This is a genomic window from Actinacidiphila sp. bgisy167 (genome assembly GCF_057707665.1).
In genome coordinates, this window is record NZ_JBYIQP010000017.1 from 58072 (window position 1) to 82498 (window position 24427).

General features: G+C 73.6%; 21 protein-coding genes and 1 pseudogene. 8 read left to right on the plus strand and 14 right to left on the minus strand.

The genetic code is table 11. From position 1 onward, the window contains the following. The first annotated feature begins 47 nt into the window (after window positions 1-47). Both AC3ET4_RS09545 and AC3ET4_RS09550 read left to right on the plus strand, forming a co-directional pair. The gene (locus tag AC3ET4_RS09545; RefSeq protein ID WP_431948003.1) at window positions 48-1208 is read left to right on the plus strand and encodes an exonuclease SbcCD subunit D; all 1161 of its coding nucleotides are present in this window, start codon (window positions 48-50) and stop codon (window positions 1206-1208) included. Beyond that, on the plus strand, window positions 1208-4210 hold the full coding sequence (locus AC3ET4_RS09550; RefSeq protein ID WP_431948005.1) for an AAA family ATPase: 3003 nt from the start codon (window positions 1208-1210) through the stop codon (window positions 4208-4210). The genes AC3ET4_RS09545 and AC3ET4_RS09550 overlap by 1 nt, the downstream gene beginning before the upstream one ends. On the opposite strand, the gene AC3ET4_RS09555 is transcribed toward AC3ET4_RS09550, so the two are convergent. Next, complete coding sequence (locus tag AC3ET4_RS09555) at window positions 4175-4624, minus strand: Lrp/AsnC family transcriptional regulator (RefSeq protein WP_431948007.1); 450 nt, start codon at window positions 4622-4624, stop codon at window positions 4175-4177. The genes AC3ET4_RS09550 and AC3ET4_RS09555 overlap by 36 nt on opposite strands. 93 nt (window positions 4625-4717) lie before the next feature. On the opposite strand from AC3ET4_RS09555, the gene AC3ET4_RS09560 reads away from it, so the two are divergent. Further along, window positions 4718-5230: a rhodanese-like domain-containing protein gene (locus tag AC3ET4_RS09560; protein WP_431948009.1), complete on the plus strand. Its 513-nt coding sequence runs from the start codon at window positions 4718-4720 to the stop codon at window positions 5228-5230. Between the two features lie 19 nt (window positions 5231-5249). Here AC3ET4_RS09560 and AC3ET4_RS09565 read toward each other — a convergent pair whose 3' ends face one another. The 5 genes from AC3ET4_RS09565 to AC3ET4_RS09585 all read right to left on the minus strand — a co-directional run bounded on the left by AC3ET4_RS09565 (window position 5250) and on the right by AC3ET4_RS09585 (window position 9902). Beyond that, window positions 5250-6056, minus strand: a complete 807-nt coding sequence (locus AC3ET4_RS09565) for an ATP-grasp domain-containing protein (RefSeq protein WP_431948011.1) — start codon at window positions 6054-6056, stop codon at window positions 5250-5252. A 43-nt stretch (window positions 6057-6099) separates the two neighbouring features. Further along, window positions 6100-6645 carry a GNAT family N-acetyltransferase gene (locus AC3ET4_RS09570; protein WP_431948013.1) on the minus strand — a complete coding sequence of 182 codons (546 nt, stop codon included), beginning with the start codon at window positions 6643-6645 and terminating at the stop codon, window positions 6100-6102. Then, on the minus strand, window positions 6642-7580 hold the full coding sequence (locus AC3ET4_RS09575; RefSeq protein WP_431948015.1) for an ATP-grasp domain-containing protein: 939 nt from the start codon (window positions 7578-7580) through the stop codon (window positions 6642-6644). The genes AC3ET4_RS09570 and AC3ET4_RS09575 overlap by 4 nt, the downstream gene beginning before the upstream one ends. A 117-nt stretch (window positions 7581-7697) precedes the next feature. Continuing rightward, entirely contained in the window at window positions 7698-9374 is a 1677-nt protein-coding gene (locus tag AC3ET4_RS09580) for a DUF885 domain-containing protein (protein WP_431948017.1), read from the minus strand. A 45-nt stretch (window positions 9375-9419) separates the two neighbouring features. Then, window positions 9420-9902 carry an Lrp/AsnC family transcriptional regulator gene (locus AC3ET4_RS09585; RefSeq protein WP_431948019.1) on the minus strand — a complete coding sequence of 161 codons (483 nt, stop codon included), beginning with the start codon at window positions 9900-9902 and terminating at the stop codon, window positions 9420-9422. Between the two features lie 59 nt (window positions 9903-9961). On the opposite strand from AC3ET4_RS09585, the gene AC3ET4_RS09590 reads away from it, so the two are divergent. Then, complete coding sequence (locus AC3ET4_RS09590; RefSeq protein WP_431948021.1) at window positions 9962-11137, plus strand: trans-sulfuration enzyme family protein; 1176 nt, start codon at window positions 9962-9964, stop codon at window positions 11135-11137. On the opposite strand, the gene AC3ET4_RS09595 is transcribed toward AC3ET4_RS09590, so the two are convergent. The 5 genes from AC3ET4_RS09595 to AC3ET4_RS09615 all read right to left on the minus strand — a co-directional run bounded on the left by AC3ET4_RS09595 (window position 11091) and on the right by AC3ET4_RS09615 (window position 15292). After that, a complete protein-coding gene (locus AC3ET4_RS09595) occupies window positions 11091-12458 on the minus strand; it encodes a GNAT family N-acetyltransferase (protein ID WP_431948023.1) in 1368 nt (455 codons plus the stop codon). The genes AC3ET4_RS09590 and AC3ET4_RS09595 overlap by 47 nt on opposite strands. 74 nt (window positions 12459-12532) lie before the next feature. Continuing rightward, window positions 12533-13054: a DUF1990 domain-containing protein gene (locus AC3ET4_RS09600; RefSeq protein ID WP_431948025.1), complete on the minus strand. Its 522-nt coding sequence runs from the start codon at window positions 13052-13054 to the stop codon at window positions 12533-12535. A 388-nt stretch (window positions 13055-13442) separates the two neighbouring features. Next, window positions 13443-13694, minus strand: coding sequence for a hypothetical protein (locus tag AC3ET4_RS09605; RefSeq protein ID WP_431948027.1), 252 nt, complete (start codon window positions 13692-13694; stop codon window positions 13443-13445). A gap of 98 nt (window positions 13695-13792) precedes the next feature. Further along, complete coding sequence (locus tag AC3ET4_RS09610; protein WP_431948029.1) at window positions 13793-14296, minus strand: cupin domain-containing protein; 504 nt, start codon at window positions 14294-14296, stop codon at window positions 13793-13795. 357 nt (window positions 14297-14653) lie between these two features. Further along, window positions 14654-15292: an HD domain-containing protein gene (locus AC3ET4_RS09615; RefSeq protein WP_431948031.1), complete on the minus strand. Its 639-nt coding sequence runs from the start codon at window positions 15290-15292 to the stop codon at window positions 14654-14656. Window positions 15293-15483: 191 nt separating this feature from the next. On the opposite strand from AC3ET4_RS09615, the gene AC3ET4_RS09620 reads away from it, so the two are divergent. Together AC3ET4_RS09620 and AC3ET4_RS09625 are read left to right on the plus strand one after the other, a co-directional pair. Next, a complete protein-coding gene (locus AC3ET4_RS09620; RefSeq protein WP_431948033.1) occupies window positions 15484-16164 on the plus strand; it encodes an SMI1/KNR4 family protein in 681 nt (226 codons plus the stop codon). An 80-nt stretch (window positions 16165-16244) separates the two neighbouring features. Further along, the gene (locus tag AC3ET4_RS09625) at window positions 16245-16793 is read left to right on the plus strand and encodes a GNAT family N-acetyltransferase (RefSeq protein ID WP_431948035.1); all 549 of its coding nucleotides are present in this window, start codon (window positions 16245-16247) and stop codon (window positions 16791-16793) included. A 231-nt stretch (window positions 16794-17024) separates the two neighbouring features. Here the strand turns inward: AC3ET4_RS09625 and AC3ET4_RS09630 are convergent, their stop codons facing one another. Then, window positions 17025-18590: a purple acid phosphatase family protein gene (locus AC3ET4_RS09630; protein ID WP_431948037.1), complete on the minus strand. Its 1566-nt coding sequence runs from the start codon at window positions 18588-18590 to the stop codon at window positions 17025-17027. 637 nt (window positions 18591-19227) lie between these two features. Between AC3ET4_RS09630 and AC3ET4_RS09635 the strand changes: the two genes are divergently transcribed. Next, window positions 19228-20352, plus strand: a complete 1125-nt coding sequence (locus tag AC3ET4_RS09635) for a hypothetical protein (protein WP_431948039.1) — start codon at window positions 19228-19230, stop codon at window positions 20350-20352. After that, window positions 20349-22190 carry a glycoside hydrolase family 15 protein gene (locus AC3ET4_RS09640; protein ID WP_431948041.1) on the plus strand — a complete coding sequence of 614 codons (1842 nt, stop codon included), beginning with the start codon at window positions 20349-20351 and terminating at the stop codon, window positions 22188-22190. The genes AC3ET4_RS09635 and AC3ET4_RS09640 overlap by 4 nt, the downstream gene beginning before the upstream one ends. Here AC3ET4_RS09640 and AC3ET4_RS09645 read toward each other — a convergent pair. Continuing rightward, window positions 22187-22339 (minus strand): annotated as a pseudogene (locus tag AC3ET4_RS09645) (N-acetyltransferase); the annotation flags it as partial. The gene AC3ET4_RS09640 and the pseudogene AC3ET4_RS09645 sit on opposite strands and share 4 nt — an antisense overlap. A 294-nt stretch (window positions 22340-22633) precedes the next feature. Beyond that, window positions 22634-24082: an NCS2 family permease gene (locus AC3ET4_RS09650; protein WP_431948043.1), complete on the minus strand. Its 1449-nt coding sequence runs from the start codon at window positions 24080-24082 to the stop codon at window positions 22634-22636. Window positions 24083-24427: the final 345 nt, after the last annotated feature.

Genomic DNA, 24427 nt, shown 5'->3' on the forward strand with positions numbered 1-24427 from the left:
CGGTACTGGAAGCCGGAGGAGACGGACATGCGCGGGGGAGAGCCACGGTGAGGCTGCTGCACACCTCCGACTGGCATCTGGGCCGGTCCTTCCACCGGGTCGGGCTGCTCGACGCCCAGGCGGCGTTCATCGACCACCTGGTGGCGACGGTCCGGGCGGAGCGCATCGACGCCGTCCTCGTCGCCGGTGACGTCTACGACCGGGCGCTGCCGTCGCTGCCCGCCGTCGAGCTCTTCGACGACGCGCTGCACCGGCTCGCCGCCCTCGGCGTGCCCACGGTGATGATCTCCGGCAACCACGACTCCGCCCGCCGGCTGGGCGTGGCCTCGGGCCTCATCGACCGCGCCGGCATCCACCTGCGGACCGACCCGGCCGGCTGCGCCACACCGGTCGTCCTCGCCGACGCGCATGGGCCGGTCGCCCTGTACGGGCTGCCCTACCTCGAACCGGCCCTCGTCCGCGAGGAGTTCGCCCTCGAGCGCGCCGGGCACACCGAGGTGCTGAGCGCCGCGATGGCACGGGTCCGCGCCGACCTGTCCGCGCGCCCCGCGGGCACGCGCTCCGTCGTGCTGGCGCACGCCTTCGTCGCGGGCGGCGCCCCCAGCGACAGCGAGCGCGACATCACGGTCGGCGGTGTGGCGGCCGTGCCCGCAGGCGTCTTCGACGGCGTCGACTACGTGGCCCTCGGCCATCTCCACGGCAGCCAGACGATCAACGACCGGGTGCGCTACTCCGGCTCCCCGCTCGCGTACTCCTTCTCCGAGGCCGACCACCGCAAGAGCATGTGGCTGGTCGACCTCGGCGCCGACGGTTCCGTGGCCGCCGAGCGGATCGACTGCCCCGTGCCCCGGCCGCTCGCCCGGATCCGCGGCCGCCTCGAAAACCTGCTGGACGACCCGGCGCACGCGGCGCACGAGGACTCCTGGGTCGAGGCCACCCTCACCGACCCGCATCGCCCGCACGAGCCCATGGCCCGCCTGCGCAAGCGGTTCCCGCACGCCCTCGCCCTGGTCTTCGACCCCGAGCGCGCCGACGCCGATCCCCAGGCCACGTACGCCCAGCGCCTGCGCGGCCGCACCGACCGGCAGATCGCCGAGGACTTCGTGGTCCATGTGCGCGGCCGGGGCCCCGACATCGCGGAGCGGGCCGTCCTGCGGGACGCCTTCGACGCGGTCCGCGGCGACGCCGCACGGACGGAGAGCGACTGATGCGCCTGCACCGCCTGACCCTGACCGCCTTCGGGCCGTTCGCCGGCCGCCACACCGTGGACTTCGACGAGCTGTCCGCCGCCGGGCTGTTCCTGCTGCACGGCGCGACCGGCGCCGGCAAGACCTCCGTCCTCGACGCCGTGTGCTTCGCCCTCTACGGAGGCGTCCCCGGCAGCCGCCAGGGCAACCGGCTGCGCAGCGACCACGCCGAGGAGGACACCCCCACCGAGGTCGTGCTCGACCTGACGGTGGGCGGACGGCGGCTGGAGATCACCCGGCGGCCCGAGCAGCCGCGTCCCAAGAAGCGCGGCACCGGCTACACCATGGAGAAGGCCGTCACCCTGCTGCGCGAGCACACCGCGGGGGAGTGGCGGGCGCTCAGCAAGTCCCACCAGGAGGCGGGCGAGGAGCTGAGGCAGCTCATCGGCATGAGCCGCGAGCAGTTCTGCCAGGTCGTCCTGCTGCCGCAGGGAGAATTCGCCACCTTTCTGCGGGCCACGGCCACCGAGCGCGCCGCACTGCTCGGCAGACTCTTCGACACCGGTCGCTTCAAGGCCGTGGAGGAATGGCTGCGCGCCGAGCGGCGGGCCGCCGAGCAGCGCGTCGCCGCCGGTGACGAGGAACTGCTGCGGCTCGCCGAGCGGATGAGCCAGGCCGCCGGTGACGACGCCGAGGCCCTCGCCGGACCGCTGCCGCCGGGCGCCGCCGCCGGGGACCCGGAGTCGGCCGCGCACATCCTGCACTGGGCGGCCGTCCTGGCCACCACCGCACGCGAGCGCGCCGACATCGCCGACCTCGCCGTGGCCGCCGCGGAGGGCGCGCACGAGCGGGCGCAGCGCGAGGCCGAGGCGGTACGCGAGCTCGCCGTCCTGCAGGGCCGGCACGCCGCGGCCGAGCGCCGCGCCCGCGACATGGCCGGCGAGCGCGCGGCACGAGCCCGTGAGCAGGCGCTGCTGGAGACGGCGGAGCGGGCCGCGACCGTGGTGCCCGTCCTGCAGCTGCGCGAGCGCGCGGCCGACCGGCAGGCCCGCGCGGCCGCCGACGAGCGCACCGCCCGCGCAGGCCTGCCGCCCGAGCGATACGAGGCGAGCGCCGACCAACTGGCGGAGTACGAGGACCGGCTCCGCGAGGAGCTCGGCGGCCTCGAGGACGCCGGCCGGGCCGAGCAGCGCGCCGCCGAACTCGCCCGCGAACGTGAGCGCGTGGAGCGCGAGGCGGCCGAGGACGAGCGGCTGGCCGCCGACACGGCCGCGTGGCTCGAGGGCTGGGAGGCCGAACGGCTCGGCCGTGAACGCGCCGTGGACGCCGCCCAGACCGCCGCCACGCGCGCGGCCGAACTCTCCGCCGTCCTCGACCGGGCCGGCCGACGCCTCGACGCCGCCCGGCAACGCGACACCCACGCCGACGCGCTGCTCGCCGCGCAGGAGCGGCTGCGCACGGCCCGCGACGAGGCCGCCGACGCCCGCGAACACTGGCAGGACGTACGCGAGGCCCGTATCGAGGGCATCGCCGCGGAACTCGCCGCGCAGCTCAGTCCGGGTGAGGAGTGCCTGGTCTGCGGAGCCACCGAGCACCCGCACCCGGCCCGCCCCACCGGCCGCCAGGTAAGCCGCGCCGACGAGGAGGCGGCGCAGGAGGTCCACCAGCGGGCCGCCGCCGCCCGCGACGCCGCGCTGGAGCAGGTCGCACGCCTCACCGCGGCCCGCGACGCGGCCCTCGCCGCCGCCGGCGTCGAGCCGGTGCCGGAACTCGCCGCCGCGCACGCCGCCCTGGAGGCGGAGCACCGGGCCGCCGTGCGGGCCGCCGCGGCGGCGCCCGAAGCGCGTCAGGCGCTCGACCGGGCGCTCGCGGAGCACTCCCGCCGCACCGCCGAGCGCGGTGAGGCCGAGCAGCGGCTCGCCTCGCTCACCACCCGCCGCGAAATCCTCGACCAAGAGCACGCCGAGCTCACCGCCCGGCTGTCGCGCGCCCGCGGCCCCTACGCCACCGTCGCCGAGCGGCGCACCCGGCTCGCGGCGGACGCCCGGCTCGCGGCGAGCGCCGCCCGGGCCGCCCGCACCGCGCAGGAGTCCGCCCGCGCGCTGAAGGAGGCCGACGCCGACCTGGCCGACGCCGCCTACAAGGCCGGGTTTTCCACGCCCGAGGCGGCGGCCGCCGCCGTGCTTCCGGAAGCGGAGTTGCGGCGGCTGCGGCAGCGGGCGGAGGAATGGCGCCGCGCGGAGGCCGCCGTCACCGCCGAACTCACGGCTCTGGAGGTGCACGAGGCCGCCGCGCAGCCCCCGGCCGACCCCGACGCGGCCCGCCGGGCCGTCGAGACCGCCACCGCCCGGCTGCGTGAGGCCGCCGCCCGCCAGAACGCCGCGCACACCACCTGCGACGCGCTCGACCGGCTGCGGACGGAGGCACTGCGCGGCACCAGGGCGCTCGCCCCGGCCCGCGAGGAGTACGCACGCCTGCGGCGCCTCGCCGACCTCGCCACCGGCGCCGGGGAGAACACGCTGCGCATGGAGCTGGAGACCTATGTGCTCGCCGCCCGGCTGGAGCAGGTCGCGGCCGCGGCCAGCGCGCGGCTGCACCGCATGTCCTCCGGCCGCTACACCCTCGTCCACACCGACGCCCGCGCCTCACGCAACGTCAAGTCGGGCCTGGGCCTGATGGTCGTGGACGCCTGGACGGGCACCGAGCGCGACACCGCCACGCTCTCCGGAGGCGAGACCTTCTTCGCCTCCCTGGCCCTCGCCCTCGGTCTCGCCGACGTCGTCACGGACGAGGCGGGCGGCGCCCGGCTCGACACCCTCTTCGTCGACGAGGGCTTCGGCAGCCTCGACGAGCAGACCCTCGACGAGGTGCTGGACGTCCTCGACGGGCTGCGCGAACGGGACCGCGCCGTCGGCATCGTCAGCCACGTCGCCGAACTGCGGCAGCGCGTCCCCGTCCAGTTGCAGGTCGTCAAGGGGCAGCGCGGGTCAGCCCTGCGCCACCGCACGGCGGGCGAGCGGTGAGGAGTAGACGACGCTCGTCGTCACCGAGCCCAGACCGGAGACCCGGCCGGTGATCTCCTCCAGGTGACGCATCGAACGGGCGGCGACCTTCAGGACGAAGCAGTCGTCCCCCGTGACGTGGTGGGCCTCCATGATCTCCGGAGTCGACTCCAGCAGATCGTGGAACGGCTTGTAGTTGCCGTGCGGGTAGCGGAGCCGGACGAAGGCCAGGATCGGGCGGCCGGTCCGCTCCAGGTCCACCACGGCCGTGTAGCCCGTGATCACCCCGGCCTCCTCCAGCCGCCGGACCCGCTCCGTCACGGCGCTCGGGGACATCGACACGGCACGCGCCAGCTCGGCGTAGCTCGCCCGGCCGTCGCGCTGCAGGGCGTCGAGGATGCGCCAGTCCACGGCGTCGAGGGAATCCACGGTCATACCTCTGACTATCAGGGAAATCCACGGCCGGGCAAAACGGCTGCCGGGGAACGGCCCTTCAGGCGGCCGTCCGCGGCTCGTAGATTGTCCGCCATGACGACACGGACCGCTCCTTCGCACCCCACCGCCACCGGCAACCCCGTCCTGCGCACGCCGCCCGCCGCGCCCGCCGACGCCGCCGCGTACTTCGCCGCGAGCCTCGCCTTCCACACCGACGTGTCCGACGTCGCGGCCGCCCTCGCCACCGCGGCGGAGACCGGCGCCCACCCCGGCTTCGTCGTCGTGGACTCCCGCTCCACCCAGGCATGGGAGCAGGGCCACGTCCCCGGCGCCGTCCACCTGCCCACCGCGGACGTCCCGAGGCTCGCCGCGGCCCTCCTCGACCGCGACGTGCCCGTCGTCGTCCACTGCTGGGGCCCCGGCTGCAACGGCGCCACCCGCGCGGCGCACGCCCTGGCGAGCGCCGGCTACCGGGTCAAGGAGATGCTCGGGGGCATGGAGTACTGGATCCGCGAGGGCTTCGCCCACGAGACGGCGGGCGGCACCGAGCGGCGCCCCGCCGACCCGCTCACCGCCCCCGTGGGCGCGGACGACTGCGGCTGCTGAGGCCGCCGCGGCGGCGGCCTCAGCGCACGACGGCGGCGGTCGGGCGCAGGAACCGGCGGTCCCCCGGCCCGAAGGCGGCGAGCGGCCCCGCGGCCCGCAGGACGACGTCCAGCACGGCGGCGGCGTCGCAGGCGTAATGGCCGCTCGCCCAGGCGGCGTTGGCCTCGACCACCGCCCAGCCGCCGGTGGTGCGGCCGACGTCGACCACGATCGCGCGGGGCAGCTCCGGCACGTCGGGCGCGAAGAGCCGCCCGGCGAAGTCCCGTACCTCGCCCGCCAGCGGGTCGTCGTCCAGCGGCGCCACGTCCAGACCGCCCCGGCTCGCGTAGCGGCTGCCCGTCACCACCTCGCCGTCCAGCAGGAACAGCCGGTACTCGACGGCGAACGCCACGATGTCGCTCACCAGCACGGGAACGTCGTCGTCCACGGCGTCCGGGCCGGGCAGCCCGCTGCCGTCGGGGTACACGCGGGCCGGGAAGCTCTTGTCGTTCGGCGGCTTGACGAAGGCGGGCCTGCGCAGCGTGCGGGCCTCCGCCAGCGTGGTGAACGCGACCTCCCGCCCGACCAGTTCGAACGGCAGCCGGGCCAGCCAGTCCCCTTCCGCCTCCAGCAGCCCGAGGCCCAGTTCCGCCGCCACGGCGTCGGCGAACAGCGGCCCCGCGTACAGCGACGGGCCCACCGCGTCCGCCGCGTCCCGCGGCACCCGCCACGTGGGGAGGGTGCGCGTCGCCATGCCGCGCCCACGGGCGGCCGCGGCCAGCGCGTGGCCGGTGGCGGTCACCCGGGGTGAGAGGAAGAGGGTCCGGGGCGAGGGAACGGTGTTCACGGTCGCCGATGATGGCGCACCCGGCGGGTGACGCGACACCGCATTACGCCGTCGCACCCCGCCCGGCCGGCCGCAGCTCGTACGCCCAGTGGGCGTCCCGGTCCGCGACCCGCCCGAAACCCGCCCGCTCCAGCACCCGTTGCGAGGCGCGGTTGCCCGGATCGGTGGTCGCCACCACGGCGTTCACCCCGGTTCGGCTCAGCGCCCACCGGGACAGCACGAGCACGGCGTCCGTCGCCCAGCCGGCGCCACGCGCGGACTCCGACAGGTCGTAGCCGATCTCCACCAGGCCGTCCGCGGCGGACGGCGGGCCGTGGAAGCCGATGCCGCCGAGCGCGAGGCCGACGTCCGACCGCTGGATCACGAACAGCCCCCACCCCGGGGTGTACACCCCGGCGGCCGCGGCGATCGTCGACATCCCGGCCGCGATGATCGTGCCCTCGCCCGGCCCGCCGTCGATCCACACCAGCCCGGCCGGCTTCCCGTCGGCCAACTGCGCCGCTTCCTCCGGAAGCTGCTCGCGCAGGGTCAGCCGGCCGTGGCTGAGCACCAGACGGCCGTGGACGTGGCTGGCCTGAGGGGTCGTCACGAGGCACCTTCTCGCAGGGGGGACCGGTCGGACCGGTGGGACGGGGCGGTACCGCCCGGCTTGCCGGCCAGGGCGGACAGCGCGGCGGCGAGCGTCGTCACCGACGCGCCTGCGGACAGGTCCGAGACCTGACCGTCGCCCACTTCCACCACCCGCCACCGGCCGTCCTCACGCAGCGCCAGATCGGTGGTCACGAAGGGGCATCCCAGGCCGCTCACCAGGGGGCGCACCGCGTCCACATCCGGAGCCGGACGCAGGTCGGGGGTGTCCGGGTGAGCCGTGACGAGCGCGGGTTCGCCGCCGGTCCACCAGACCCTTGCCTCCCCGACCGCCTCGACGAACGGCTCGAAGGCCCGCACGACGATGCCGCCCGCCAGGTCGTCTCCCTGGAGCGCGGCGAAGCGGGCGACGACCGAGGTCAGGCGTTCGGTGTCCCCGAGCTCGGGGACGTAACAGGCCTCGTCCCACTCGTGCTTGCGGGATTTCACGTAGTCCTTCACCACGGCGGGGCCTTTGCCCAGGGGTGCGGTCGCCTCCGCCAGCGCCGGTGCGCCCGGAGGCTGCCCCTCGGGGTCGAGGGGCAGCCACGTGCTGAGCGGCGTCTGCGCGGCGAGCGTCTCGTACCAGCCGGGCAGCTCGTGCGCCCTGCGGTACTGGTCGGGGGAGGTCATCAGGACGACGCGGCGCTCGGACAGCGCCGCGGACAACGCGGCGTACCGCTCCGCGGACATCATCCATCCCCGGTACCAGGCCGGTCCCGCACCGAAGGGCACCCGTGAGGTGGCGGCAGCGGCGTCGCCCGCGAGCAGGGCGTCGTGGTCCACCAGCGCCACGTCGTGCCCGAGGGCCCGCACGGCCTCGGCCTCGGCCGCGAAGTGCGCGTCCACCCGGCCAGGCCGCAGGGCGTCGGCGCAGAAGACGAACAGCACCCCCATACCCGCACCCTATCCGGCCGGCGCCGCCGTCGACGGGCTACCGGTCATGTGAATGGGGGCCTTCCGAACCCCATGGGCGGCGGCCCGCCGAGGCCCGCCGCCCGTGGGCACCGTCCGCTACAGCTTCGAGAGCTCGTCCACCAGGTCGTCCAGCCCCAGGGAGCCCTGCGACAGCGCGGCCATGTGCCAGGCCTTGAGGTCGAAGGAGTCGCCGTGGGCCTTGCGGGCGGCCTCGCGGCCGGCGAGCCAGGCGCGCTCGCCCAGCTTGTAGCCGATGGCCTGCCCCGGCATGCCGAGGTAGCGGATGATCTCGCTGTCGAGCATGGCGTCGCTGAGACCGTTGTAGAGCCCGAAGAACTCGCGTCCCAGCTCCGGCGTCCAGGTCTCGCCCGGGCGGTACGGGCTGTCCTGCGGGATCTCCAGCTCCAGGTGCATGCCGATGTCCAGGATGACGCGGGTGGCCCGCAGCATCTGCCCGTTGAGGTAGCCCAGCCGGCGTCCCGCGTCCGTGAGGAAGCCGAGCTCGTCCATGAGACGCTCGGCGTACAGCGCCCAGCCCTCCGAGTTGGCGCTGACCTGGCCCAGCGTGGCCTGGTAGCGGCTGAGCCGGTCCGCGACGTACACCCACTGCGCGAGCTGCAGGTGGTGGCCCGGGACGCCCTCGTGGTACCAGGTGCTGACCAGGTCCCAGACGGGGAAGCGCTCACGGCCCAGGGTGGGCAGCCAGGTGCGGCCCGGGCGGGAGAAGTCCAGCGACGGCGACGTGTAGTACGGCGCGGCGGCGCTGCCGGGCGGGGCGATGCGCGACTCGACGCGCTTGACGGGCTCGGCGAGGTCGAAGTGCGTGCCGTCGAGCGCCGCCACGGCCTCGTCCATCAGGCCCTGCAGCCACTCGCGGACCGCGTCGACTCCCTCGATGGCCTCGCCTGCCTCGTCCAGGTGCGCCAGGGCCTCCATCGGGGTGGCGCCGGGCAGCACCTTCTCGGCCTCGACGCGCATCTCGGCCTCGATGCGCCGGAACTCCTCCCAGCCCCAGGCGTACGCCTCGTCCAGGTCGAGGTCCGAGCCCGTCCAGTGACGTGCCCAGCGGGCGTACCGCTCGCGGCCGACGGCGTCCGACGTGCCCTCGACAGCCGGCGCGTAGGTGTCGCGCAGCCAGTCGCGCAGCCCGGCGACGGCGGCGGCGGCCTCGGCGGCGCCGCCGTCGAGCTCGTCCCGCAGGGTCTCGGGGCCCTCCTTCACGAACTGGGCGAACCAGCTCCCGTCCGCGTCCTCGCCCAGCCACTCGCCGAGCTGCTCGATGACGGTGGCGACCTGGTGCGGCCCGGCCGGCAGCTTGCGGGCGAGGCCCTCCTCCAGGGAGGCCCGGTAGCCGGACAGCGCTTCCGGCACGGCGCGCAGCCGCGCGGCGACGGCGGCCCAGTCCTCGTCGGTCGCGGTCGGCATGATCAGGAAGACGTTCCGCACCGCGTGCACCGGCGAGTGCAGGTTGCTGACCGAGCGCAGGCCCTCACCGGCCTCGTGGACGGCGAGCTTCGCGGTGAGCCGCTCGCGCAGCAGCCGTGCGCAGCGGCGCTCGTCGTCGTCCGGCACGTCGGCCGCGTCGATCTCGGCCAGGGTGCGGCGGGTGAGTTCGGCCTTGGCCTCCAGGCCGGCGGGGGAGTAGTCGGGGAGCCGGTCCTTGCCGGTCTGCACCCCCAGGTACGTGGCGGTGATGGGGTCGAGTTCGGTGACCGCGTCGACGTAGGCGTCGGCGATCCGGCGGGGCAGCGCGCTGCCGGTGGTGTCGGGCATGGCCACATCCTGGTACGGAACGGCCCGGTCGTCACCCCTTGACGATCATCTGCCCGGCGCGGGCGGGAGCAGCGGGCCGCAGTCCCAGTGCTGGAAGATCAACCGGGTCTCGACGCGGGCGACTTCGGGCCGCGAGGTGAACTCGTCGACGACCAGCCGCTGCAGGTCGGCGGTGCTCGCGACGGCGACGTGCACGAGGTAGTCGTCGGGCCCGGTGAGGTGGAACAGCGCCCGCGACTCCGGCAGTGCCCGCACCCGTTCCACGAAGGGGCCGATCAGCTCCCGGCGGTGCGGCCGCACCTGCACCGCAAGCAGCGCCTCCAGCGGCCGCCCGAGCCGGGCCGGGTCCACCCGCAGCTCCTGGCCGAGGATCACCCCGCTGCGGCGCAGCCGGCTGACCCGGTCCAGGCAGGTCGAGGGGGCCACGCCGACGGCGGCGGCGAGGTCCTTGTAGGTCGTCCGTGCGTCGTTCTGCAGGAGTCGCAGAATCTCGAGGTCGACCGGATCCAGAAGCACGGAATCGGACATCGGCCGAAACTAGCACGGGCCTTTCCCTTTACGGACCGGGAGCCGTTCAGCATCGGGCCATGGACACGACAGCATCGGCGCACCTCCGCGCCCTCGCCACCGAGGCCGTGCACGCCGGCCGCGAAGACCTCGCCGACCTCGGCCTGCACGCCGTCCCCCTGGACCTGTCCACCACCTACCCCTCCCGGGACAGCCGCGCCGAGGCCGCCCGCCTCGACAACTTCGCCGCCACCGGCGCCGCGCTGACCGGCCCGCCGGTCTACTCCCGGCTCGACAACCCCACCGTGGCCCGCTTCGAGACCGCCCTGGCCAGGCTGGAGGGCGCCGAAGCCGCGGTGGCCTTCGCCAGCGGCATGGCCGCCCTCACCGCCACCCTGCTGGCCCGCGCCTCCATGGGGCTGCGGCACGTGGTGGCCGTCCGCCCGCTGTACGGCTGCAGCGACCACCTCCTGACCGGGGGGCTGATCGGCACCGAGGTGACATGGACCGATCCGGCCGGCGTCGCCGACGCCATCCGCCCCGACACCGGCCTGGTGATCGTGGAGACCCCCGCCAACCCGACGCTCGCCGAGGTCGACCTGAGGGCCGTCGCCCACTCCTGCGGCGAGGTGCCGCTGCTCGTCGACAACACCTTCGCCACGCCCGTCCTGCAGCGCCCCCTGGAAAGCGGCGCCCGGATCGTGCTGCACAGCGCGACCAAGTACCTGGGCGGCCACGGCGACGTCCTGGGCGGGGTCGTCGCCTGCGACGAGGAGTTCGCCCGCGTGCTGCGCAAGGTGCGCTTCGCCACCGGCGGGGTGCTGCATCCCCTCGCGGGCTACCTGCTGCTGCGCGGGCTGTCCACGCTGCCGGTCCGGGTCAGGGCCGCCTCGGCGACGGCGGCCGTGCTGGCCGAGCGGCTGGCCGCGGACCCGCGGGTGGCGAAGGTGCACTACCCGCGGATCGGCGGCGCCATGGTCGCGTTCGAGGTCCAAGGCGATCCGCACGAGGTGATCGCCGGGGTCCGGCTGATCACCCCGGCGGTCAGCCTCGGCAGCGTCGACACCCTCATCCAGCACCCGGCCTCCATCAGCCACCGCATCGTCGACGAGGGCGACCGCCGCGGTGCGGGCGTCAGCGACAGCCTGCTGCGCCTGTCGGTCGGCCTCGAGGACGTCGAGGACCTGTGGGCGGACCTGGACAGCGCGCTCAGCGCAGCCGAGCGCGCGAGCCGGCGGATGCCAGCGAAGCGGTGACGACCAGGGTGCTGTCCTCCACCTGGTAGTCCAGCGGCAGACCCAGGCGGCGCATCGTGGCGACCATCGCGGTGTCGGTCGCCCGGGTCACCGCGTAGACGCTCTCGCATCCCGTGTCGGCGGCCTGGGCGGCCAGGCGGCGCAGCAGTTCCAGACCGATGCCGCGGCGCTGCCAGGCGTCCTCGACCAGCAGGGCGACCTCGGCCTCGTCGCCGTCCCCCATCAGGTGGCCCAGGGCGACGATGCGGCCGGAGCCGGTCCGCGCCGCGAGCGTCCGCCCGAAGCGCGGGCTGAGCAGGTGGGGCAGATAGCGGTCCGCGTCCGCGACCGGCCCGTGGTAACGGCGCGCCAGGGTCGCCGCGGAGCAGCGGGCGTGGAGTTCCCGGGCGGCCTCGAGGTCCTCGGGCCCCGCCGCGCGGACGGTGATCTGCCCGCCCACGGGCGGGAGGGGAGCGGTCCGGCCGATGGCGCCGCCCAGCTGCGCGCCGAGCTCGACCAGTGCGCGGGCCCGTGCGAACTCGGTCGGCGTGAAGGGGAGATGGGCGCGCTCCACGGTGACGGAGCCACCGGCCGGTTCGCGCAGCCGCATGACCGTGCCCTCCAGGGTGTCCCCGGCCGGGTCGGGGCCGGCCATGCCGGGCGGGACGGTCCGCACCGTGCAGCGGCCGAGCAGCTGCCGTATGGCCAGGGGGAGTCCGGCGGCATCCATGGCGGTACGGGTGGCCAGGCCCAGCACCCGGGTCGGGGTGTCGACGAGGTCGTGGGCGTCGGCCCGCTCGATCCAGGTGTCCCGCCCGCCCCCGGCGGCGACCGCCCGCGTCAGGTCGCCCGGCGCGAGCGCGGCCGGCGCGCGGACCAGGAACTCGTCCACGGCGCCCTCGGCCAGGGGGTGCGTCTGGAGCGTGAGGATGTCCACGTCCTGCCCGGCGAGCGCGGCGCACAGGACGGCGAGGCTGCCCGGCGTGTCGCGCACGGTGGTGCGGAGCCGCCACAGCGTGGTCTGCGCGGAGGGCCCGCCCATGGCGGAGACCTTCGCCCGCTCGGTCGCACGGCCCCCGTTCGGGCCGCCTGCGGGTGGGGGCGTGTGAGCATGACGGCGCGCCCACCAGGTGTGGAAGCCGGCGGTCGCGACGAGCGCGGCGGCCGACAGGCACAGCAGGGCCGGGCCGTCGGGGGCGTGTCCCACGAGGTTCGCGACGAGGTCGGCGGTCGCCACGGCCACGAAGAGGGCCGCGAGTTCGATGACGTCGCGGCGCCAGTGGTGCTGCTGCCTCCGAGCGGTTGCGGAGGCAGCGGTCGTGGCGGAGGTCAGATCGCGCATGCAAACACCATGCCGAACGGGTGTTGCGCGGCCACGAACGCGTTGTGACCGGCGGGTAAAGTGTGGTGCCTGGCTCAACTCCCCCCTTCGGCGATTCCGTTCTGCGACAACCGGCGCAGGCACCGGCCGTAGCGGCGCACCGCGGCACGTTGAGTGGCGCGGCTCAGCGGCCCCAGTACACCCACGTACCACGCCCCCGGTCCGCTGAAGGCCGTGACATCCAGCCACACGGTCCCGTCCGGGGTGCGGCTCACCACGAACGCCTCCTCCCCGCGCTCCGGGTGACCGGGGAGCGTCCCGTACGCGAACCCCACGCGCTCCGGGCCGTGCTCCGCCCACACCACCTCGCACGGCGCGCGCAGCGGGCCGATCCGCAGGGTCACCCGCACCCCCGGTGCCGCGTCCGGGGTGCCGGCGGGAATCCGCAGCCCGGCCGCCCGGTGCATCCGCCACCCGATCAGCGCCCGCCCGGCCGCCGCCAGGACCTCGGGGCCCCGGCCGAGCCGGATCCGCTCGTGCAGGCGGCGGAACCCTGGCGGGGTCGGCTCACCGGTTCGTGTCACCCCGACCTGCTCATAGGTGAAGCCACTCGTCACGGCGCGCTCCTCCCGTCGTCCGTCGGGACTCTGCGGAACATCGGCCCCCCGGCCGCCCCGGCCGCTCCCAGGGGGCCCGGACATCGCCGTGCCGCCCTGTCGACCCGCACATGCTAAACCTGCCGCACCGCTCCCGCGCTGCGACGCGGGAAGGCGTGACCACCCCTGCGGCGTCCTCATCGCCCCGGCGCCCAGGGCCGCGGCTTCCACCGCACGCGGGGCGGCGTACCCACCACGCCCCGCGTGACCGGGCCTTGATCAGGCCGTGGCGTGATCATCCCGCAAGCGCACGTGGCCCCCCCGGCACAGGATCGGCCGCTGCGGATCCAGCCGGCCGACCAGCGCGCCGCGCTCGTCCACCAGGAGCGGGGGCGTTCCGGCTCCGGTGTCATGCCGGCGCACGCCACCGGGACGGCCGGTCGGCGGCACCCGCTTTCGGCCCGGCCTCCCAAGCGGCCGGCGGTGACGCGACCAGGGTCAGCCTGCCTGCCGGTGCGGAGCTTCCCCCCCGCAGCTCGACCAGGAGCAGGTCGATGCCCGCTGCGGCGGCGGCCTTGCCGACCTCCGAGGAGAGGGCGATGAGCGCCTTGTAGGCCGCCGCGTGCTGCTCGCCGATGCTGGCGCGCTGGGGGGTGGTCATCCGTTCCTTCGATTCGTTCGTTTCCCGCGTCGTTCCCTCGGGGGACGACGCGGTGGCGGGTGGGGTGTGATCCGGCGGGAGCGGAGTTCGTGACGGTGTCACCGCCCGCGGCGTTGCGGGAGCTGGGACGCCGGGTCGTCGACCTTGAGTTGGTCGCCGGTCTTGGACACGAAGACGACCAGGAGCTTGGCCGGCTCGGTCCGGCTGCTGTTCTCCGTGAGGACGTGGTGGGCTCCCGGCTCCTCGATCCAGGTCCCGCCCTGGTGGTGGGTGGTCACGGGCTTGTCGTCGAGCTTGCTGCGTACGGTGCCCTCGAGGACGTAGGCGAAGACGAACGCCTGACCGTGCCGGTGCGGCCGCGCGCTCGCGTCGGGCGGCAGCTCGACGATCGCCGAGGTGAACGTCTCGCCCTTCACCTGCGGAAGGGCCTGGTGGGTCAGGGGTTTGAGAGTCTCCACAGGGTGTGTCGATGCGGCAGTCTTCGATGCCGCGGCCGTCGCCGCCGCCCGGGAGTGGGCGGGCTCGGCGGAGGTCGAGCAGGCCATGGCCGCGGTCACCGCGGCGATCGCCAGGGCGCCGGCGGCTATGCGGATGCCGATCACGATAGGTCTCCTCCATCAGTTCTGTGTGCGGCGATGATGTGGCCGGCGGTGCCTCACGGCGGCGGGCTGGAGACCGCCGACCACCGACCCGGACGGGCCGTCCCCCGGTTGTGCCGGCCGGATCGGTGAGCCGGGGCCGTCCGGACTCGGCGACGAAGAGGACCGCTCGCCCGTCCGGGCGGCCCGGGTCGGAGCGGGGCACGCTCCGGCGCGGTGACGGCCCGTGCGCCGGCCCCACGGCGAGGGCGACCCGCAGACCCGGTCCGCTCGTGGTGCTGCAAGGGCCTGCGCACCGCCCGAGGCGACGCTCCCCGTGCGGACGTCTCGCACGTCCCGTGGCGACGGTGACGTTCCGGGTCAACTCGGCCAGGGAGCGCCGAGCATGAGCTCGACCGTGGTCGTCCGGCGGAAGCCGGGGACGAAGTGCTCCAGGACATCCGCGTTCACGGTTCCGTTCGTGGTATCCGGGCGCCACTTGAGTCCGTCGACGTAGGCCCGCAGGAACGCGTTCTTGAAGTCGTCGCGCGGATGGGCGGCGGTGATCTCGTCCACCTGGTCGCGGTCGAACTCGTCCAGGTCCAGGCCGAGCACGTCCGTCAGGACCCCGAGACTGGTGAGGGCGATCTCCGGGCCCATGCGGTGGGGAATGCCCGGGGTCGTGTGCAGTGCGATCGCCGTCCACACGACGTCGGCGGCAGCGGCGGGATAACCGCGGTCGAGCATGAACGCGCGTGCGTGGTCGGCCCCGTCGACCTCGAAGCGCTGTTCCGCGTCGGAGAACGGCGTCGAGAGGCCGGTGTCGTGAAACATGGCGGACAGGTAGAGCAGCTCCGGATCGGGCTCCAAGCCGAGTCTGCGCGCGTGCAGGACGCCGAAGACGTAAACGCGCCGGGAGTGGTGGTAGACGAGCGGACTGGTCATCTCCTGCATGACGCGGGTGGCCTCGGCGACCGCCGCCGTCTCAGGTACCTCTACCCCTGCGATGTTCTCGCTCATGACCTCTGTGCTTTCCGATACGCCAGTGCTTCGCACGGACGGTGTGTCCGTCCCCTCCACACTGCCGACCGGTCCGGTTCCCGCGCCGCCTCCGTCCGGACATGAATCACCTGAATCCGGACAACCGGCGCCGGGCGGGCCGCCACGCGGCCCACGGCCCGGGTGTCGGTGGCCCCATGTACGGTCTGCGCATGAAGGGGCAACGGTGGGTGGGAGTACGCCAGCGGGTCGAGGCGCTGGGGGCGGTGCCTGAGGGCGGCACGGTGTTCGGGGCATCCGGGCACCAGTGGGTGGTGGAGGAGCCGCTGACCCGGGACGAGCTCGCCGAACTCGAGGCTCAGCTGGGCGTGCGGCTACCGGAGGAGTACCGGTCCTTTCTGCTCCACGTCGGTGCGGGCGGCGCCGGCCCGGCGTACGGCTTGTTCCCGGTTCGGCGCGTGCAGGGCCGCTGGCGTTGGGAAGGCGACGGCGCGGACCTGGCCGACCTGTCGAGGCTTGCCGAGCCGTTTCCGGACCAGGGCCCGGACCCCGAAGTGCTTGACGACCTCCTCGCCCGACGCCCCGAGGAAGAGGACTTCGACGACATCGAGGACTTCGATGACGCCATCGAGGTGTGGGACGAGCAGTGGGAGGCTGCCATGTTCGCCCCAGAGCGCACCGCAGGTGCCCTCGTGATCTCCCACGTGGGTTGTGCCCTGAGGCAGTGGCTGGTCGTCAGCGGCAGTCATCGCGGCACGATGTGGTCCGACTGCCGGGCGGACGACGTCGACCTTGCGCCAGTCCTGGACGACAACGCCATGCCGGTGAGCTTCGCCGACTGGTACACCGCTTGGCTGGAGAACGCCGAGCGCGCGGCACTGCCGGCATCGTAGGCCCGGTGCATGGTGCCGCTGAGGCCGTACGCGCAGGGACCGTCGGGCCGAGCAGTTCGGTGGTCGGCTAGAGCCGCGCGATGATCGAAGGAAAATGGGTGAGGCTGCGCGCGCTGCGCTCCGACGACGCGGAACATCACCTTCGGTGGCGCAACGACCCGGAGGTGGTCCGCTGGGCCGCGGCCGGCGATCCGAGTTTCGGCCCCGTCACGGCAGAGGCGGTCCGACTCGGCTTCGACACGATGCCGCGCCTGAGCCCGAGAGAGTCAGCCGTGTTCACGGTCGAGGACCTGGCAGGCGGACGGGTGATCGGCATGGCTGACTACCGGGACCTGGACCCGTACGCCCAGGTGGCAACGCTGGGAGTCACCATCGGTGAGCGTGAGTTCTGGGGGCGCGGCTACGGCAGTGACGCGCTGAGGCTGCTCGTCGACCACCTGTTCGGCGCGTACGGCCTGAGTCGTCTGGAACTGGACACCTGGAGCGGCAACGAACGCGCCGTGCGCGCCTTCACCAGGCTGGGTTTCCGCGAGGAAGGCCGACGCCGCTCGGCGGTGCTGGTGGAGGAGATGCGCTACGACGGCGTGCTCTTCGGGATGTTGCGCGAGGAGTGGGCGAGCCCCGTGTGACGGTCTGGCCGCGGCGTGCCTCGTTCCAAGGCGGCCCTGATGCGCGCGCCGATCCGCTGGGCCTCGCGCGGTGTCCCCATGGGGGAAGCGGCCCGGCTGACCGAACGCCCGGCGGCGCCCGCGCGCCCCGGGGTTCGAGACGTACACGCCAAGGGCTCCTGGCCGGCAATGCCTGGGGCCGGTACGACGTCCCGGCCCCAGGCATTGCCGGCTGCTGCTGCTCGTGGTGGATCAGTGCCGGCCGTGGCCGCCGTCACTACGACGGCGTTGGAGCGTGAACTTCTCGAAGACCGACAGCTCACCTGTGGGCGTGATGATGTTGTAGTAGGTGACGTGGATGCGGGTCATGTCACCGGGGTGACGGCCCGGGTCGACGGAGAACTCGGCGAAGCCGTACGGATGCTCCGCGTCACGGACGCCGATCCAGACCGCGGTCTCCTTCTCCTTGACCGAGTTGTACTTGCCGACGCGCTCCATCTGGACGTATGCCGAGTGATGCCCGTGACCGTCGGCGTCGTCGGTGGTGAAGCTGTTGTTGGTGATGCCTGACACGCCGCCACCGCCGAGGACCATGTGCGTCGTGCCGTGCGCACTGTCGATCACATCGAGTGCGGTCTGGCTCGGGTTCGGTGTGAGGGTGACGCTGCCGGGGACGACGCCACGCACCGCCAACGAGCGCTCGTAGTCGTGCTCGTGGCCACAGACCACCAGGTCGACGCCGTACTTGTCGAACAGCGGGCCGTACGCCGCGCGGAGCGCGACATCAGGGCCGTTCGCGGCGGTCGCCGAGCTGATCATCACCTGGTGCATGCAGACGACGATCCAGTCGATGTCCTTCGAAGCCCGTGCCGACTTGAGCTCCTTCTCCAGCCAGGCGAGCTGCCGACCGCCGGAGTAGCCCTTGATGTAGATGTCGCCGCCCTCCTGCAGGGCGATGTCGTCGTTCTGCAGGGCGATCACCTTCACCCCGCCGACCGTGAAGGAGTACCAGAGGTTGTCGAGCTCGGGCTGGGTCTCGGTCGAGGGCAGCTCGAAGTAGGTCTGGTACGCGTCGAGACCGAGCTTGCCGTTGGCCAGCTCGATCTCATGGTTGCCCGCGCACGGCATCCACGGACGGAACCGCGCTGAGCGGCTGTTGTTGGTGAGGAAGTCGCGCCAGACGCGTACGCGGTCGGGCCCGGTGTTGGCGTAGCAGAGGTCACCGTTGAGGAGGTGGAACAGCGGGCCGACCTTCTCGACGCCGGTGACGATGTCCGCGGCGGCGGGCGTGGCGTTGGGCTCGAAGTCCCGGCCCGAGGCGTCGGCCGGGTTCGCTCCGGTCTTCCACGTCACGCCGGGCGCACCCTGGTCGCCGAAGCTGGTGAAGGTGAACGGAGCTCGGCCGGACGGCGCCGTGTGGAAGGTGCCGGCATCGGGGGTCGCGCCGTCGTGCTGGGCCGCGTACAGGTAGTCGGTGTCGGCCTTGAGCTTGCTGATCAGCGCGTGATGGACCCAGACGGTCCGCCCGGAGGTGCCGTCCACGTAGGTCTTCGTCGTCGCGCGCACGGTGGAACCGAAGCCTCCACTCAGCGTGCCGTAGACGACCCGGGGGTTCTTGACGGCCGCGTCGGTGACCCAGGAGACGACCATCTGGCTGCGTGGGTCGGCGCCGAAGGTCAGGTGCAGGCCCTGGACGGGGGTGGTGGCCGAGCCGGTGGCGAGACCGGTGACTTCCGATTGCGCAGGGACCGCCTCGGCGGTTCCGGCGCCGAGGACCAGTGGTCCGGCGGCGGCGCCGGACACTGTCGCGCCGAACAAGCCGAGCGCGTTGCGACGAGAGATCCTGGTTTGCTTGGGTTCTTCCGACATTCAGGGGCCTTTCGCGTCGTCGGGTGCAGTCGCACACCGACCGGTCAGCAGCGCTCCGGACCTGATGGCGGGCTGCGGAAGGTCAGTGGTGCGCGCACTCACGGACGCTAGGAAGCACGGTCGACCGGAGGGGTGAGACAGGCGTGAACGGCAGATGGCGGTCACCGCAACGGACGGCCGTCACCGGCGGCCTGGCCCTGCCTTGGCTCGCCTTGGAGCCTCGGGGAGTCTCGGGCGCGCTCCCGTCGCGCTGGCGCTGCTCCACGTCGGCCCGCCGGACGGGACCGAGGCGGACTGCGGCGGACCATCGCCTTCGCCGAGGAGCACCGCGCCGAGGAGCGGAGGGCTGCCCGGCTCGCCGACGCGATCACCTCGCAGGCCCGCCACACCGCCGCGCACGGCGACGCCGGGACCGCGGCCGGGCTCCTCGCGCGCCGCCCGCCTTCGACTGGAGGCCGCGCTCCCCCGATACGCCGCCGAGCCGGAGGCGCTGCCGGCCGACCTCTGCCTCCAGCGGGACGGCCACGCCACCGCGGAGGAGTCCGCCCGTGCCGCGCCGGAGCACCGCGCCGCCACCCTGCGCCCGGTGCGGCGCGCCCATCTGCACATCGTTCTCGGCGCCGCGCTCGCCGCCCGCGGCGCCGACGCCGAGGCCGCCGACCACGCCTTGAACGGCGCTCACCGGGCCGACGACGGCGACGCGTCCGATCAGCTCGGCGCCTGGTCGCGGCTGGTGCTCGGCGGGGCGCTGCTGCGCCAGGGCAGGGCCGCGGAGTCCGCGACCGTCCTGGAGACCGCCCTGCCCGACCTGGTGCGCGCTCACCACGACGGCAGGTCGTCCAGACCCGCTGGTGGCTGGGCGAGGCCCTGTGCGACAGGGACGAGCCGCGCGCCGCCGCCGAGCGGTCCTGCCGCCGCGGAGATCGCACAGGGCTGGGAGGAGCAGCAGGACCGCGCCGTCCTCGCGAACCTCGCCGCCGGCAGTCGGGAGCGGGCGGGCCTGGCCGGCGAGGCCGCGCAGGCGTGCACCCGCGCCGGTGAGCTCTGGCGCGCCTTGGAGCGACCTGTTCTTCTGGTCCCCGCCCTGCGGGCCAGGGCCAGGCTCAGCCTCCACGACGACCGGGCCGGCCTCGAAGCGGGCCGCTCGGCGATGGCCGAGGCGGCGGCGGTCGCCGAGGAGGCACCGGCCGCGGCCCGTGCCTTTGGGGAGGAGGCGGCCGCGGCGCACCTGCGCGCCGAACTGGCGGGGACCCACAAGCAGACCGGCGAACTGATCGTCCGCGCGTGCCCCGGCGAGCCCGGTGAGGACGACGCGGACGGCTCGGCGCGCGCCGCGTACGAGGAAGGCCTGGCCTCTCCGCAGTGCGCGATCGCCGCCTTCGACCCGGGTCCGGCGCGCAGCGCGGTCCGGCTCACGGCCGCCTGGCTCGAGGCCGATCCGGGGCGGCGGGCCGCGGCGGAGCGGGCCCGGGCAGTGATCGCCCGCTACACGGAGTCGCGGGAGGACGGGGAGGACGAGGTCGCCGCACAGCGGCTGACCGAGGCGCGCTTCGTGCTCGCATACGCCGGCGAGCGGGCCGCGGGGCCGCGGGAGGCGCAGGTCGGGGAGGTAGGGCGGTCAGGCGGCGTGCTTCGACCGAGAAGGACGGGGACCGGGCGGGTTAGTCTGAATGGTGGCTTCTCTTCCCGGCATGTGAGGAGGCCACCGTGACAGCTGACGTCCTCCGGTCCGAGTTCCCGCCGTCCGACGGCCGGTACCTGCCGATCTCCGCCCACGGGCTCATCGGCGACCTGCGCAGCGCCGCGCTCGTCGGGACGAACGGGACGATCGACTGGTACTGCTCCGGACGCTTCGACGCCCCCAGCGTCTTCGCCTCCATCCTCGACGCCGACCGGGGAGGCAGCTTCGAGTTGGCAGCGAACGTGCCCGCGCGCACGAAGCAGTTCTACTTCCCCGACACCAACGTGCTGATCACCCGGTTCTTCGCCGAGGACGGCATGGGCGAGGTACAGGACTTCATGCCGGTCGTCGACGACGGCCACGAGGCGGACCGGCACCGGCTGATCCGCCGCGTGGTCTGCGTGCGGGGCGTGCTGCCGTTCCGGATGCGGGTGGCGCCGCGCTTCGACTACGGCACCGTGGCGCACACCGTGCAGATGAACGGGATGCAGGCGCTCTTCGCCACCCCCGCCCAGACCCTCGCCCTGACCTGCTCGGTTCCGCTGGAGAACGACGGCCGGGACGTGTGGGCCGAGTTCAAGCTCTCCGAGGGCGAGACCGCGGTCTTCGCCCTGGACCAGGTCGGTGACGGTGTCGGGCCCCGGGGCTGCCCGCTGACCGAGGCGGAGGACCAGTTCGAGAAGACCGTGCGCTACTGGCGGCGCTGGCTGTCCAAGTCCAAGTACCGGGGACGCTGGCGCGAGATGGTGCATCGGTCCGCGCTGACCCTGAAACTGCTGACCTACGCGCCGACCGGCGCCATCGTCGCCGCCCCCACCACGAGCCTTCCCGAGCGCATCGGCGGCGAGCGCAACTGGGACTACCGCTACGTCTGGATCCGCGACGCCGCCTTCTGCGTCTACGCGCTGCTCCGGCTGGGCTTCACCGACGAGGCCGAGGCCTTCATGAACTTCCTGTCGGAGCGCGTCTGCACGGGCGACACGGGCTGCACCACAGGCCCCCTGCAGATCATGTACGGCATCGACGGCCGCTCCGAGCTGCCCGAGCGGGAGTTGCCCCACCTGGAGGGCTACGCGGGCTCCGCGCCGGTCCGGGTGGGCAACAACGCCGTCCACCAGCTCCAGCTGGACATCTACGGGGAGCTCATCGACTCGCTCTACCTCTACGACAAGTGGGGCAAGCCGGTCTCCAGCGCCCACTGGGACACCGTCTGCGAACTCGTGGACTGGGTCTGCGACAACTGGGACCAGCCCGACGAGGGCATCTGGGAGACCCGCGGCGGCCGCAGGAACTTCCTGTACTCCCGCGTGATGTGCTGGGTGGCGATCGAGCGCGGCATCCGCATGGCGAACCACCGCGGCCTGCCCGCCAACCGCGAGCGCTGGTACGGGGCCCGCGACGCCATCTACCGGCAGATCATGACGAGCGGCTGGTCGCAGAAGCGCGGCGCGTTCACCCAGTGCCAAGGAGAGGACGTGCTGGACGCGTCGGTGCTGATGATGCCGCTGTCCAAGTTCATCTCGCCCACCGACCCCCGGTGGCTGTCGACGCTCGACGCCCTCGGCAAGGACCTGGTCTCCGACTCCCTGGTCTACCGCTACGACCCCGCGGCGAGCCCCGACGGCGTCCCCGGCGACGAGGGCACCTTCTCCATCTGCTCCTTCTGGTACGTCGAGGCCCTCACCCGCGCCGGGCGCGAGGACGAGGCACGCCTGGCCTTCGAGAAGATGCTCACCTACGGCAACCACCTCGGCCTGTACGCCGAGGAGATCGACCGCGCCGGCGAGCAGCGCGGCAACTTCCCGCAGGCCTTCACGCACCTGGCCCTGATCAGCGCCGCCTTCAACCTGGACCGGGCGCTCGGCTAACGGGCGGCGCCCGTGGCGTGGCGGACCCACACGTTGGGCTCGACGTACACGGCGTGGTCGTGGGCGGTGTCGTAGTGCACCGGCACCAGCGCGCCGGGCACCTCGACGGCGCCGTCACGGTCGAAGGGGAGCCCCGTCCAGCGCCGCCACCGAGGCGGCACCTGCCAGGCGGGCTCCGCCGCGGCATCCCCTCTGCGTGGCGCCCCGCGGCTCCGTCCGAACGGGCCACGCCGTGCGACCTCCGGTGGCGCTCGGTCGCGGGCGTGCGCCACGTCACACCGGGGACCCGGAGCGGGCGGGAACTCCCTTGCCCCGCCGGTAGTTCGACAAGTACGGGCCGAGCGCGGAGCGCCGGCCCGGCCAACGGCCCCGACCGGGGGCCCCCGTCCCGGTCGGGGTCTTCATCGTGAGGCCCAGGGAGGCCGCGCCTGCCCCGCGGGGGGCTACACCCCCAGCGCCTGCTCGATCGGGTGGATCGCGAAGTAGACGGCGAACAGCGCCGACACCGCCCACAGCAGCCAGTGCACCTGCCGGGCCTTGCCCAGCACGGCCTTGAGCAGGACGAAGGCGATGAAGCCGGCGCCGATGCCGTTGGTGATCGAGTAGGTGAAGGGCATCACGGCGATCGTCAGGAAGGCGGGGACCGCGATCTCGAAGTCGTCCCAGCCGATGTTCTTGACCTGGGTCATCATCAGGAAGCCGACCGCCACCAGCGCCGGCGCCGCCGCCTGCAGCGGCACGATGGTCAGCAACGGGGCCAGGAAGAGGGCCACGGCGAACAGGCCGCCGGTGGCCAGGTTGGCGAAGCCGGTCCGCGCTCCCTCGCCGACGCCCGCCGCCGACTCTATGTAGGCCGTGTTCGAGGAGGCCGAGGCCGCGCCGCCCGCCACGGCCGCGGCGCCGTCGACGAGCAGCACACGGCCCAGGTGGGGGACCTTGCCCTCGTCGTCCAGCAGACCGGCCTCCGCCGTGATGCCGACGACCGTGCCCATGGTGTCGAAGAAGTCCGACAGGATGAGGGTGAAGACCAGCAGCACCACCGTGATGAAGCTGACCTCGGCGAAGGCCCCGAAGAGGCTGAAGTGCCCCAGCAGCCCGAAGTCCGGCGCGGCGAACACGTCGTCCGGCACCTTGGGCGTGGTCAGCCCCCAGCTCTTCACGTCCGCGACCGCGTCGACCACGACGGCCAGCACCGTCATGGCGATGATGCTGATCAGGATCGCGCCCTTCACCTTCCGGGCCAGCAGGGCAATCGTCAGCAGCACGCCCACGCAGAAGACGAGCACCGGCCAGCCCGACAGCGCACCGCTCCCGCCCAGCTGCACGGGCACCGTGGTGTTCGCGGCGTCCGGGATCCGGGTGACGAAGCCGGCGTCCACGAAGCCGATGAAGGCGATGAACAGGCCGATGCCCGCGCTGATCGCCTGTTTGAGCGGCTGGGGTATCGCGTGCATCACCGCCTCGCGCAGCCCCGTCACCACCAGGAGGCAGATCACCAGGCCCTCGATGACGATCAGGCCCATCGCGTCGTCCCAGCTCATCAAGGGCGCGATCTGGAAGGCGACCACCGCGTTGAGGCCGAGCCCCGCCGCGATGGCCAGCGGCAGGTTGCCGGCGACCCCCATCACGATCGTCATGACCGCCGCCACCAGCGCGGTGGCGGTGACCAGTTGACCCGTCGACAGGACGTGGCCGAACTTGTCCTTCGCGCTTCCCAGGATGATCGGGTTCAGCACAAGGATGTACGCCATCGTGAAGAAGGTAGCGAAGCCGCCGCGGACCTCGCGGCCGAGGGTCGACCCGCGCTCCCCGATACGGAAGTAGCGGTCCAGTGCGTTTCGCGGTGGCGGGGGCGGCGAGCCCTTCGCGACGTCGGTGGCCTGAGCGGACATGGTGCTCCTCGGAGTCGGTGCAACAACCGGGCAACCTGCTGGAGGCTGGATTGTGTACTCACTGACGTCCGCTCGGGTTTTGAATCCGTTTCCTTGTGTTAACAAATCAGCACCGTCCAGCGCCCAACCGGCGGACCGCACGCCGAAGTCGGCATCCTCGTCCATCTCGACGCGGCACGTCCGCAGGTCCGTCCGCCCACTCGTCCGCGCGTCCGCCGTCCGCCCGCCGAGGGCACGGATCCACGTACGTCGCCTCAGCCCAGTGGCTGTGGCCGGTTCTCGAGTGCCGCCAGGCAGGCGGCCAGGGGGCGGTCTGGGGGCTCGCCTTCGGAGGCGCGGCCACGC

What these genes read in the sequence shown, in the direction of transcription:
- AC3ET4_RS09650 (WP_431948043.1), bottom strand. Translation starts at nt 24,082, where the DNA reads ATGTCCGCTCAGGCCACCGACGTCGCGAAGGGCTCGCCGCCCCCGCCA.
- AC3ET4_RS09595 (WP_431948023.1), bottom strand. Translation starts at nt 12,458, where the DNA reads ATGCGCGATCTGACCTCCGCCACGACCGCTGCCTCCGCAACCGCTCGG.
- AC3ET4_RS09625 (WP_431948035.1), top strand. Translation starts at nt 16,245, where the DNA reads ATGATCGAAGGAAAATGGGTGAGGCTGCGCGCGCTGCGCTCCGACGAC.
- AC3ET4_RS09590 (WP_431948021.1), top strand. Translation starts at nt 9,962, where the DNA reads ATGGACACGACAGCATCGGCGCACCTCCGCGCCCTCGCCACCGAGGCC.
- AC3ET4_RS09575 (WP_431948015.1), bottom strand. Translation starts at nt 7,580, where the DNA reads ATGGGGGTGCTGTTCGTCTTCTGCGCCGACGCCCTGCGGCCTGGCCGG.
- AC3ET4_RS09580 (WP_431948017.1), bottom strand. Translation starts at nt 9,374, where the DNA reads ATGCCCGACACCACCGGCAGCGCGCTGCCCCGCCGGATCGCCGACGCC.
- AC3ET4_RS09560 (WP_431948009.1), top strand. Translation starts at nt 4,718, where the DNA reads ATGACGACACGGACCGCTCCTTCGCACCCCACCGCCACCGGCAACCCC.
- AC3ET4_RS09585 (WP_431948019.1), bottom strand. Translation starts at nt 9,902, where the DNA reads ATGTCCGATTCCGTGCTTCTGGATCCGGTCGACCTCGAGATTCTGCGA.
- AC3ET4_RS09605 (WP_431948027.1), bottom strand. Translation starts at nt 13,694, where the DNA reads ATGACCACCCCCCAGCGCGCCAGCATCGGCGAGCAGCACGCGGCGGCC.
- AC3ET4_RS09620 (WP_431948033.1), top strand. Translation starts at nt 15,484, where the DNA reads ATGAAGGGGCAACGGTGGGTGGGAGTACGCCAGCGGGTCGAGGCGCTG.
- AC3ET4_RS09615 (WP_431948031.1), bottom strand. Translation starts at nt 15,292, where the DNA reads ATGAGCGAGAACATCGCAGGGGTAGAGGTACCTGAGACGGCGGCGGTC.
- AC3ET4_RS09550 (WP_431948005.1), top strand. Translation starts at nt 1,208, where the DNA reads ATGCGCCTGCACCGCCTGACCCTGACCGCCTTCGGGCCGTTCGCCGGC.
- AC3ET4_RS09555 (WP_431948007.1), bottom strand. Translation starts at nt 4,624, where the DNA reads ATGACCGTGGATTCCCTCGACGCCGTGGACTGGCGCATCCTCGACGCC.